This is a genomic window from Pseudoalteromonas ardens (assembly GCF_030125445.1).
GTDB classification, from domain to species: domain Bacteria; phylum Pseudomonadota; class Gammaproteobacteria; order Enterobacterales; family Alteromonadaceae; genus Pseudoalteromonas; species Pseudoalteromonas ardens.
The window spans coordinates 1,298,575-1,310,558 of record NZ_JASJUV010000002.1 but is presented as its reverse complement, the minus strand read 5'-3'; the positions used below and the strand labels follow the sequence as shown (position 1 = coordinate 1,310,558).

General features: G+C 50.5%; 9 protein-coding genes. 3 read left to right on the top strand and 6 right to left on the bottom strand.

The features are described 5' to 3' along the window. Nucleotides 1-599: 599 nt before the first annotated feature. The 4 genes from QNM19_RS10785 to QNM19_RS10770 form a co-directional block, all read right to left on the bottom strand. Entirely contained in the window at nt 600-1,301 is a 702-nt protein-coding gene (locus tag QNM19_RS10785) for a hypothetical protein (RefSeq protein ID WP_049865406.1), read from the bottom strand. 73 nt (nt 1,302-1,374) lie between these two features. Next, nucleotides 1,375-1,893, bottom strand: a complete 519-nt coding sequence (locus QNM19_RS10780; protein WP_049865413.1) for an NUDIX hydrolase — start codon at nt 1,891-1,893, stop codon at nt 1,375-1,377. 85 nt (nt 1,894-1,978) lie between these two features. Beyond that, nucleotides 1,979-3,031 carry an aldo/keto reductase gene (locus tag QNM19_RS10775; RefSeq protein WP_049865407.1) on the bottom strand — a complete coding sequence of 351 codons (1,053 nt, stop codon included), beginning with the start codon at nt 3,029-3,031 and terminating at the stop codon, nt 1,979-1,981. 41 nt (nt 3,032-3,072) lie between these two features. Beyond that, nucleotides 3,073-3,225 (bottom strand): hypothetical protein, encoded by a 153-nt coding sequence (locus QNM19_RS10770; RefSeq protein ID WP_156202363.1) that lies wholly within the window; start codon nt 3,223-3,225, stop codon nt 3,073-3,075. On the opposite strand from QNM19_RS10770, the gene dinB reads away from it, so the two are divergent. From dinB to QNM19_RS10755, 3 genes are all read left to right on the top strand, one after another. Beyond that, nucleotides 3,224-4,294, top strand: a complete 1,071-nt coding sequence (gene dinB / locus QNM19_RS10765; RefSeq protein WP_284026688.1) for a DNA polymerase IV — start codon at nt 3,224-3,226, stop codon at nt 4,292-4,294. The genes QNM19_RS10770 and dinB overlap by 2 nt on opposite strands. A gap of 245 nt (nt 4,295-4,539) precedes the next feature. Continuing rightward, entirely contained in the window at nt 4,540-6,231 is a 1,692-nt protein-coding gene (locus QNM19_RS10760; RefSeq protein ID WP_049865408.1) for a carbon starvation CstA family protein, read from the top strand. Between the two features lie 149 nt (nt 6,232-6,380). Further along, complete coding sequence (locus QNM19_RS10755) at nt 6,381-7,913, top strand: M17 family metallopeptidase (protein ID WP_049865409.1); 1,533 nt, start codon at nt 6,381-6,383, stop codon at nt 7,911-7,913. Here the strand turns inward: QNM19_RS10755 and QNM19_RS10750 are convergent. Further along, nucleotides 7,910-9,544, bottom strand: a complete 1,635-nt coding sequence (locus tag QNM19_RS10750; protein ID WP_049865410.1) for a methyl-accepting chemotaxis protein — start codon at nt 9,542-9,544, stop codon at nt 7,910-7,912. The genes QNM19_RS10755 and QNM19_RS10750 overlap by 4 nt on opposite strands. Nucleotides 9,545-9,755: 211 nt before the next feature. Beyond that, nucleotides 9,756-11,972 carry a S9 family peptidase gene (locus QNM19_RS10745; RefSeq protein ID WP_049865414.1) on the bottom strand — a complete coding sequence of 739 codons (2,217 nt, stop codon included), beginning with the start codon at nt 11,970-11,972 and terminating at the stop codon, nt 9,756-9,758. Nucleotides 11,973-11,984 lie beyond the last annotated feature (12 nt).

Here is an 11,984-nt window from a genome sequence, read left to right as displayed (position 1 = left end):
ATTGATTTGCCGGATTGAGGGCGGGCTAACAGCTAGCTATTAATCGCCCAATCGCTTTAGCGGCAGGTTGCGAGTCAAAGCCGGGGTTGTTTTGATCTCAGTACAGTTTGTTGGCACACAGTGGGGAGTAAATACACATTGTTAGGCCATTGATTTGCCGGATTGAGGGCGGGCTAAAAGCTCGCTATTAATCGCCCAATCGCTTTAGCGGCAGGTTGCGAGTCAAAGCCGGAGTTGTTTTGATCTCAGTACAACTTGTTGGCACACAGCGTGGGGTAAATACACATTGTTAGGCCATTGATTTGCCGGATTGAGGGCGGGCTAACAGCTAGCTATTAATCGCCCAATCGCTTTAGCGGCAGGTTGCGAGTCAAAGCCGGGGTTGTTTTGATCTCAGTACAGTTTGTTGGCACACAGCGTGGGGTAAATACACATTGTTAGGCCATTGATTTGCCGGATTGAGGGCGGGCTAACAGCTAGCTTTTAATCGTCCAATCGCTTTAGCGGCAGGTTGCGAGTCAAAGCCGGAGTTGTTTTGATCTCAGTACAACTTGTTGGCACACAGCGTGGGGTAAATACATATTGCTCAGCCAGTGTCGTTAGCGTTTTTTCTTCAGCCATTTGCCCATAGCGGCATCATAAGCATCTGTGATCGCCGTTTTGTCGCAGGTGCTGCTTGCGGTGAGCCAGTTTTTGGCAAACCCTTCAGGTGGCGGGTTATTAGGGTCACCCTGAACCTCTTTGTAACACCGGTCTCCTTCCCGATATTCCGTGAAAATGTGGTTTTTCGATTCAATTTGTCGCATAGGTTGGTTCAAGGTTTGATGTGACTTAGGTACGCTGAGGCGTTTTGGCTGGGTGTTACTGTGTGGTTTATGGCGTATCACAGGTTGATTTAGCATTTGCTGGCGCAGACGTGACAGGCCCAGAGCTGGATCGATACGTTTATGGGGCTTAATTGTATGTGTTTTGGCTTGTTGAACCTGTGGCTGAGAATCAGTGTGAGTCGTGTCGCCAGTATTGGCTGATGCTGTATTTGATTCGACCCGCTTTTTTTCAGGTAAAAGCTGAACCGGGGCGACCTGCTGCTCAGATGATTGCGTGGGCTCAGTGAGTGGCTGTGATGGTTGCTCCGTAGCTGCTGGGTCTGGCATGCGATCAGGCGGTGCGACGACCAGGTAGGTTTTAATGCTTGGTTGCGGCGCGCGGACAGGTGCCACAACCGTTTGTTGAGCCAGCAGCCATAGTAATATTGAGTGACAGGCAACGGAAATGACTATTGCACTGAGCCATGAACGCATCACTTTTCCTTAGTGTTTTGATTTTCTTATTTTGTTTTTCTATCCAAAACACAAATATGACCCAGGCTAATGGCTAAAAGTTCAGTTGCATTAATTCTTTGGCAATGAGCTTGAGCAAGCGGGTTTCTCTGAGCAGAGATTGCCCTTGTTTATCGCTGTTTGCCAGTACTGCTTCGTTGTGGGCAATGGCTTCGGTGATCTCCACCCACTGTGGTTGCATACCATTACTAACTTCATAATGCTCCATTTCTGGCTCATCAAACTCCCCGCAAATGTCACACTGATAGCAGTGCGAAACTATGTGTACATTGTCATAATCGGATTTGTACCAGTACTGATATTCTTCATATATGCCAAAAGGGACGATGTTGGTTACAGAGCGGGCACCGGTTTCCTCTTTGACCTCGCGTACCAGCGCGTCTGTGAGAGACTCACCTTCGTCAACCCCACCACCGGGCAAGGTGTAATCATCATATCGCTGGGTGTAGAGTAATAAAATTTGCGATTGACGGGTGATAATTGCCCGTGTCGCAGGCCGGGTGAAACTGGTGCCAGGTAAAGGCACGGCAGGGGCTGGATTAAGAACGCGCATGGCTGAGTCCCGAAAAAGTGCAGAGTCTACCATATTTCGATTCAGACAGCAGCGCCCGAGCGGGACCCCGTCGGGCGCGTATCTGTTAATAGGGCAATGGATACGCTTTTAGCACCGTATCAATTTCGGCCAATGCCTCTGGTGGCAGAGTCAAATCAAAGGCTTTGATATTTTCCTTTAATTGCGACATCGTCGTTGCGCCTATGATGGTAGACGTCACGCCATCGACCTGGTCGCACCAAGCTAATGCGAGCTGAGACGCGGTGATGTTGTGCTCTTTGGCAATCTCGACATAGGCCGCCGTGGCTTCTTGTGCAAACTGAGTGTCCCGGAATAAGCCGTTGCGTTGGATCAAGGTCCAGCGCGATCCTTCTGGTCGTGCACCTCCCAGATACTTGCCTGACAAAGCCCCCCCGGCAAGCGGTGACCAGGGCAGGTAGGCGATGTCTTCATGAACACAGTTTTCTATGATGTAAGGCCAGTCTTTAGCATGTAACAGATTGAACTCATTCTGAATTGATACCGGTCTTGGCAATTGGTGTTGATGCGCCAGTTGCAAGTAGGTGTTAATGCCCCAGGGAGTATCATTGGACAATCCCCAGTGACGAATTTTACCTGCGTCCATACACTGTTTGAGTGCATTCAGTATCTCTAACATCTCTGTTTTGTGCTGCTCCGTTGATACATCACTGAAAGTGATCATGCCGGGCCAGTGTTTAGAGAAATGGGGGGAAGTCCGATTTGGCCAGTGCAGCTGGTATACATCAATGTAATCGGTATGTAGTCGCTTAAGGGAGGCATCGACAGCGGCGATAATGGCTTCGGCCGTGATGGGGGCACCCCCACGGATCCAGGCAAGCCCTGAACCGGCTATTTTAGTGGCGATGACCATATCCTGACGCTTTTCAGGGTGACGACGTAACCAGTCCCCGATAATTTCCTCGGTCTTACCATAGGTGTCAGGTGACGGAGGAACGGCATACATTTCAGCAGTGTCGATAAAGTTAACACCCTGTGCAAGCGCATAATTGATTTGCTCATCGGCGTCATGCTGATTATTTTGCACGCCCCATGTCATGCTGCCCAGACAGACACGTGATACCTCTAAATTGGAATGACCCAGGTGGCTGTACTTCATAAATGCTCCTTGTGTTAAATAGGTCTGGCGGATCGGTTTAGTTATGCTCTGATACGCAGCCATTGTCTGACCAGTTTAGAGTATTTGGCAATAAAATACAGGTGAGAGGCGATGACAAAAAACACACGAACATATTGCCATACTGAATTTCTTTGCTCATAATAACTGTATAAATAACCAGTCATTAAGTTCATGCGTAAGTTTATCCATGTTGATATGGACTGCTTTTATGCTGCCGTAGAGATGCGCGATAACCCAGCGCTGGCCAATGTGCCGATTGCGATTGGCGGGAATAGCCACCGTGGCGTGTTATCAACGGCTAACTACATCGCGCGCCAGTATGGTGTGCGCTCTGCCATGTCTAACTACAAAGCTAAGCAGCTGTGCCCTGAGCTGGTGATTGTGCCCGGCAGGATGGCGGTTTACAAAGCGGTGTCTGCGCAGATCCGCACGATTTTTTCTCGTTACACTGACCTAATTGAACCACTCTCCTTAGATGAAGCTTATCTGGACGTTACTGAGTGCACTTTGTGTCAGGGCAGCGCAACGTTAATTGCGCAGCAGATCCGCAGCGATATCTATCAAGAAACGGGCCTGACAGCCTCTGCCGGCATTGCGCCCATTAAATTCCTGGCCAAAATCGCCAGCGACGAAAATAAACCGAACGGCCAGTATGTGATCACCCCTGACGACGTGGATGTGTTTATTGACACTTTGCCGCTGAAAAAAATCCCCGGGGTAGGCAAAGTGACACATGAAAAACTGCTGGCAATGGGATTGCAATATGGTCGTGATGTTAAGGCCAGCAGCAGAACTCAGATGACAGAGCGGTTTGGTAAATTCGGCGATGTACTTTGGCGGCGTTGCCAGGGCATTGATGAGCGCAAGGTAGAAACTGAGCGCATTCGCAAATCGGTCGGTGTTGAAACCACGTTTGAAAAAGACATACAAGATCTGGATACACTTAAAGACGTACTTCGCCAGCGCCTGCTGCCTGAATTGCAGCGGCGTGCTGAACCCTATCGCGGCACACGGACCTTTAATAAGCTGGGGGTTAAAGTGAAGTTTTATGATTTTTCGCAAACCACCAAAGAGTGTCAGTATCATGAGATTGATGAAGGTGTGTTGTTCACTTTGCTGGAGCAAGCAGTCGAGCGCTTTGGCAGTAAACCGGTCAGGCTGATAGGGATACAGCTGGGGTTAGGTGAAGTGGCGTCCGGCCAGGCACAGTTGGGCCTGTTTGATGTTCAGACCTTCGACTAAAAGATAACAATGACAAGGCTCTGTGATCACACGGCGGTGTGCTAGGGTATAGCCTATCTGGCTAGAGTCAGACGTTATTTTGCGCAGTACAATCTCGAAAGTACAAAGCGGATCACCTGGCGACCAGATACTGTCTGAGTCGCTGGCTTTGCCGCGCATTGCAACATAGCTGAGTTGGTTGATTGCACTGGGCAATAACAAACTGACATGTAGCGGACATCAAAAACAACAACAGGGGGAATACAATGCAGTCAATCATGATCGTACTGTTTGGCATACTTGGTATGCTGTTTGGCTGGTTTGTCTACTCAAAATTCATCGCCGAAAAAATATTTAAAATGGACGATAAGTTCGTCACGCCGGCGCATGAGTTAAATGACGGGGTAGACTATGTACCGACTAACAAAGTGGTGCTCTGGGGACATCATTTTACATCTGTAGCAGGGGCAGCACCTATCGTTGGCCCAGCCATTGCCGTTTACTGGGGTTGGGTCCCTGCGGTTTTATGGGTGGTGTTTGGTACCATCTTTTTTGCGGGTGTGCATGATATGGGTGCATTGTGGGCCAGTGCGCGTCACAAAGGCAAGTCGATGGGGGCGCTGTCAGAAACTGTTATAGGTACGCGCACGCGTTCATTGTTTATGATTGTGGTTTTCCTGGTACTGTTGATGGTAAATGCTGTATTTGGGGTCGTTATTGCCAATTCCTTTGTGGCTAACCCCAGTGCTGTGTTCCCTGCCTGGGCTGCCATTTTAGTGGCGCTGGTGATTGGCCAGTTACTTAAACGTCAGGTGCCACTGGTGCCCTTATGTGTGATTGGCGTCGCCATTCTTTATGCCAGCATTTACGTAGGCTCGGGTATGCCACTGGCGCTGCCCAGCGAGTTGTTCGGGCTGGCCGATAAAGCCAATTGGATTATTATTCTGTTTGTCTACGCGGCCGTGGCGTCTTTACTACCGGTCTGGATGTTGCTACAACCGCGCGATTTCATTAATGGCATGCAGCTGTTGGTAGGGCTGGTATTGCTGTATGGTGCGGTATTTGTGGTGATGCCGGATATTACGGCACCTGCCTTTAATACGCAAACGGCAATAGATACGCCAAGCATCATTCCTTTATTATTTGTCACCATCGCGTGTGGTGCCGTTTCTGGCTTCCATGGCATTGTGTCCTCTGGTACCAGTTCGAAACAGCTGGATAAAGAAACCGATGGCCGCTTTGTCGGTTATCTGGGAGCCGTGGGCGAGGGCTCACTGGCATTGATCACGCTGGTGGCCGTGAGCGGCGTCATGTTGGCAGTGTCACCTGAAGAATGGCACGAAATTTACAGTCACCTCGGCGCGGGCAGTGTCGGCGCATTTATCCAGGGCGGGGCAAATCTGATCAGCAATGGTTGGGGACTGTCGGTGGAAATCGCATCAACTCTGCTTGCGGTAATGGTGGTGCTGTTTGCCGGTACCACCATGGATTCTGGCGTGCGTTTGCAGCGCTATATTATTCAGGAGTGGGGTGAAATCTATCAACTCAATGCCCTGAAAAACGGTGTGCTTGCGACCCTGGTTGCCGTGGGCTGCTGTTTACTGCTGGCATTTGGTGCAGGTGGTGCGTCGGGCAGCGGCGGTATGATCATCTGGCCTTTGTTTGGTTCGACCAACCAAATTCTTGCCAGCCTGACCTTGCTGGTGATTTCTGTGTATCTGATGAAGCTGGGTCGTCCGGCAAAATTCACGCTGATCCCGATGATGTTTGTGATTTTGATGGCCTTTTTTGCCGGGCTGATCAAGCTGGGTGAGTACTATGAGCAGGGTAACTGGTTGCTGGTGGGGCTGGACATTGTGGTTCTGGTTGTCAGTGTATTGGTGATGCTGGAAGCCTGGTCTGTGGTCAGTAAGCTCAAATTACAAAAAGACAACAGCGCAATATCGCAGTCGGATTAACGATTACTTTGCGTCTTAACAGGGCGTGCCAGTGTATCATACGCTGGCGCGCGTTATGTTATGTCCCGGCAATTACCCCTATGGTATTGGCTCTTGCGGACAAATAACCGATAATCAGCCCAGCATTTTAATAACCAAGGGCTGATTATATGTCTTTTCCTCTCGCTCTGCCGGTCAGTGACTGGCAAGTTCAGGACGCCGATGCTGTTATCGTCGTCACTTCCGATGTGTCAGATCTTTCTGCTGCGGCACTAAACAATGCGGCAGCCCCTTATCTTGCAGTTGATGCACGATTACACAGCAAAGCCAGCTTGCTGTTAGCTGAAGGTGTACCGGGCAAGCGTCTGATCGTGTCACCAACAGGCCCGCTTAACCGTGACTACGATGACGTGCGACGCTTTTTTGAAGCGGGTAAAGCCGCTGTGCTGGAAGCCAAAGCAGCCGGTGCGGTTAAGCCGGTATTGATGGTGACTGGGGTACCTGGCGATGCGCGTTATCAGAATGCCCTTGAAGTGGCGTACCTGGGAGCGTGTCAGGCGCTATGGCAACCTCTGGAAGCCCGTGAATATCGTGGACCAGCGATTGAACCTGTTGAATCTATTGCACTGTTGGGGGCTTCTGAAGAGCAATGTCGTCAGCTAAACGCCATGGCAGCTGGTCAGTATGCAGCCCGTGACCTGTGTGGTACAGAGCCGGAGCGCATGGCACCCCCTAAGTTTGCAGATTACTGTGTTGAGCTGTTTAAGGACACATGTGTCAGCGTTGAAGTCGTGTCAGACCCCGCAACCATAGACAAAGACTACCCTATGCTGGGCACCGTTGCGCGCGCATCTTATGCGGTAGAGCGTCACCACCCGCGTGTTGTTAAGCTAGTCTACACGCCGCAAGGAGACATTGAGCGCACGCTGATGTTTGTTGGTAAGGGCCTGGTTTATGACACAGGTGGTGCCGATCTGAAAGTAGGCGGGTTTATGGCGGGCATGAGCCGTGACAAAGGTGGCGCAGCCTCAGTTGCCGGCTTTATGAAGTCCGTTGCAGACTTTCAACCTAAAGGCGTAAAAGTGATCGCGTACCTTGCTGTGGTGCGTAACTCGATTGGCTCTGATTGCTTCGTTCCGGATGAGATCATCACCACGCGTGAAGGCGTGAAAGTGCGCATTGGCAACACGGATGCGGAAGGCCGTCTGGCAATGGGAGATTTGTTGAGTGAGCTTAAAGATATGGCCACTGAGGAAGTGAATCCTGAGCTGTTTACGGTAGCTACGCTAACCGGACACGCTGCCCGAGCGATGGGGCCTTACAGTGCTTATGTTGAAAACGGCCCGGCGCGTGCACAAAAGGTATCTCGTCAGCTTGCTGATATCGGCGATCTGTGGGCTGACTGTGCTGAGGTATCGCGCAGCCGTCGTGAAGATTACGATTTCGTGCAGCCACGTACTCTGGCGGATGACGTTTTGTCGAGCAACAACGCTCCGTCAGCTGTGACTGCGCGTGGTCACCAGTTCCCAATGGCCTTCCTGGCTATCGTTGGTGGACTGGACAAGCACGGCTGTGAGTCTGACTTACCACTGCCTTATGTCCACATGGACATCGCAGGCAGTGGTGTTGAGGGAGGTGACTGGCAACATGGTAAACCAACTGCCGCCACCGTCAGCAGTTTGTTTGTACGCTACTGTCGCTAAACTTTAAAGCCCTCTACAATCTGGGCAAGCTGATGGCTTGCCTGTTTGAGCTCTTTGCTGGCCTGAGACAAGGTTTGGGTGGTGTCGAGTGAATGGTGGGTGGCGTCCGACAGGTCGCTAATTCGTACATTTACATCGGCAGCCGCACTGCTTTGTTCATCCGTCGCTCGTGCGATCAGGCCGTTCATTTCCAGAATAACGGTGATCAGACGCTCGATTTCACTCAATGCCTGCTCAGCCTCATGGACCTGACTCACCGTGTTGGCAGAAAGACGTTGACTGTTTTGCACGGCATCAACAGCGGCCTGAGCGCCTTTTTGTAACTTTTCAATCATGGTCTGTATCTCATCGGTACTCTGTCCGGTGCGACTTGCCAGTGTACGTACTTCGTCTGCCACCACTGCAAACCCGCGACCCTGCTCTCCGGCTCGTGCAGCTTCTATGGCGGCATTCAGTGCGAGTAGGTTGGTCTGCTCCGAAATACCCCGGATCACGTCCAGCACTGAGCCAATATGCTGGCTCTCTTCTGCCAGCGCCTGCGTCACCACACTGACCTCTTCTATGGTGTCTGACAGCGTACCTATGGCACTGATGGTGGCACTGATGGTGGTTTTTCCGGTTTCGCTGGTGCGCATTGCATCTCCGGCAGCCTGCTCTGCAGCCTCAGCATGCTGGCTAATCTCTTTGATCTGGGCACTCATTTGCTCAACGGCTGTTGCGACCTGGCGACTGCTGTCATTCTGACGCTCAATGTACTCCAGGTTTACCTCACCCGTGTCATCTACGCGATCGGCCAGCGCCTCTACTTCTGCGGCATTGCCCGCGACCGAGGTAATCGAGCGGCGCATTTTACTTGTATAGGCATTAAAAAAACGAGACAGGCGAGAGATCTCATCACGGCCATGCTCATCAAGTTGCTGTGTCAGGTCGCCTTCACCCTGGGAAATGTCTCGCATCATGTCGGCAGCTGCGCGCATCGGCTGTAACACGCTATTGCTGATGATAAAGCTCAGAATTATCAGCACGATGAGCAGTGCGACGATATTGAACAGCATCTGATTACGCAGTTGAGCAAATTGCTCATCGATATTATCGAGATACACCCCGGAACCTAAGATCCACTGCCACGGGGCAAAGCCTTTTACATAAGAAATTTTGTCGACGGGTGCAGATTTGCCGGGTTTGGGCCATTTGTATGGCACAAAGCCATCACCCTGGCTGTTAACAACGGCCACCATTTCCTGAAACAGCGCGACCCCGTCAGGGTCTTTACTATCGCGCAGCGACTGGCCATTGAGTTGGGGCTTAAATGGGTGCATCACCATGCGAGGATAATGATCATTGACCCAAAAGTAATTGTTTTCATCGTATCTGAGGTCTTTCAGTGCGCTCAGGGCGGCGTTTTTGGCCTGGCTTTCACTGAGTGTGCCGTTGAGCTGTGCCTGATGAAAGTGGGCGATCAGACTATGAGCTGTTTCAACCAGGTTTTTGGTTTTTTCATATTGTTGTTCACTTAGCGCGTGATATTGTTGCTGCAAATTCATTATGCCCAGTGCGCTCAGGCCAAGGACGACGACGCCCACCAGCATAGCGAGGCGGCCAAATATGGTGAACTGTCTTAAAAAAGCCATAGCACTTACTCCTTTTTAAAGCACAAGATTGTGCACTGAATCAGCTATGATTGCGTGTTCTGCAATATTGCCAAGGGTAAAACTTGTTCTAAATCAAATGAATAATATATTTACTGAGGAAAGCGTAAGGCAATTAGCTATTTGTCGAATAGTGGCAGGGCGTGTTTGTGCGTATAGGTGACACGGGCCAGCGATGGCCCGTGTCTGAGTGTTACTTCACGTCAAAGTGACGGTTAAAGAAGTTGGTGATGGTGTGATGCAGGTGCGTCTGCACCTTCTTACCACGCAGGCTGTGCTTAGAGCCCGGATAGGTCATCATTTCAAAAGGCTTTGCCTCATCCTGTAACTGTTTGAACAGCTTCGTGGCATGGGTAAACAACACGTTGTCGTCCGCCATGCCGTGATAGATCATCAGCGGGCCTTTCAGACCGTCTGTGTAGGGAAATACTGCGCTTTGCTCGTAGCCTTTCGCATTGGTTTGTGGATGTCCGAGGTAACGTTCAGTGTAATGTGTGTCATACAGTGCCCAGTCTGTTACTGGCGCACCAGACACGCCTGCGGTAAAGTAATCACCTGCTTTGAACATGGTCATCAGTGCCATGTAACCGCCGTAGCTGTGGCCATAAATGCCGATGCGTGACGGGTCGACATAATCCAGTGTGCGTAAGAATTCCACACCACGGATCTGATCGGCGACTTCCACTTCTCCTAAGTGTTTGTAAATAGGGTCTTCAAAGCGTTTGCCTCGGTTGTATGAACCACGGTTGTCCAGCTGGAAGACGATGTAACCTTGCTGCACCATATATTGGAAATAAAGGTTTTTACTGCGCCAGCTATTAGTAACACGCTGTGCATGCGGGCCACCATAAACATTGACGATCACAGGGTATTTCTTGCCTTTTTTAAGCTGCTTAGGCTTAAACAAACGGTAGTGCATCAATTGCCCATCTTCCGCTTTCAAAGTGCCATACTCTGGTGTCGACAAATCATTCAGGAAAGGTGTCAGCGGATGTTGGTCATCGAGCTTATTTTGTTCCAGCCAGGTAATGAATTCGCCATTGGCTTTTCGCAATGAAACCGATGTGGGTTGATTTACGGACGATTTGCTGTCGATAAAAGTGCGGTTGTCTTCCGCCATCACCACTTTGTGGTAGGCTCCGGCTTCTGTGATCCGCTCAATGTTACCTTTTTTGAATAATGGGACCGCATACAGGTGGCTTTCCAGTGGGGTGTCTTTGCGGCCAGAGAAGTAGATCAGGCCCTTTTTCTCATCCACGCCCTGAAGCTTTTCGACAATCCAGTCACCCTGAGTCAGCTGACGAACCAGTTGGCCACTGGTGCGGTACAAATACAGATGCTTATAGCCATCGCGCTCTGAGGCCCAGATAAAGTGCTTTTTTTCTTTTAAAAAATGCAGGTCAAAATGCAGGTTGATCCAGGTGTCGCTGGTTTCTGTCAGAGCGACGCGTTGTTGCTTGCTGTCGGCGTTGTAGAATCTTAATTCCAGCTTTTGTTGAGCCCGATTTTGCCACTGATATGACAAAGTGGTGTCATCTTCCAGCCATTTCGCTCGGGCAATGTAGATGTCTTTGTCTTTACCCAGGTCAATCCAGTTCACTGTCTGATCATTCAGGGTGACCACACCTAGATCGATGCGGACATTATCCGTGCCAGTAAACGGGTAGCGTTGGTTAAACAGTTTGACTTCATCGGCATAAATTTCGTTGCGGATGGCTTCTTGTACCGGACTTTCGTCGATGCGGGTGAAGGCAATTTTGCTTTCGTCCCCGGCCCACCAGTAGCCAGTCATACGGCTCATTTCTTCCTGTGCAACGAACTCTGCCATGCCATTTTTAATCACGCCACCACCGTCTTTGCTCAGGCGGATCTCTTGGCCGGTTGCCAGCTCCAGAGCATACAGGTCTTGCTCTCGTATAAAGGACACGTAGTTGCCTTTAGGCGAGAAGCGGGCATCGGTTTCAAAGGCTTCGGTATCGGTCAGCTTGCGGCTTTTGCCTGAGCTGAGCTCATAATAGTAGAGGTCACCATTGAGTGGAAAGAGCAGTGCTTTACCATCTTTAGACCATTTGTATTCGAGGATCCCGCGACCAAAGATACGTTGCCTTTCACGGCGCGCCTTTTCTTCGTCTGACAAGGTTTCAGGACCTGAGAATAAGGCCTGGGAATCGACCAGCAAACGGTTTGTGTCGGCTTTAATATTGTATTCCCACAGATCGTAGCGGTTGTAGTCGTCTACTTTGCCCTGCAGGTAGGTTACCCGAGTACCATCGGGCGAAAACTTAAGGTTAACAGGGGCCTTACCTGCCAAAGAGGGGTCATCGAAAATACGTTCCAGCGTCAGCGGCTGGGCCACAGTAAACTGGCTGGTGGCCAGCAAACCGGTGGCAAGCGCGGCATGAGATAGCAAATTGCGCACAGA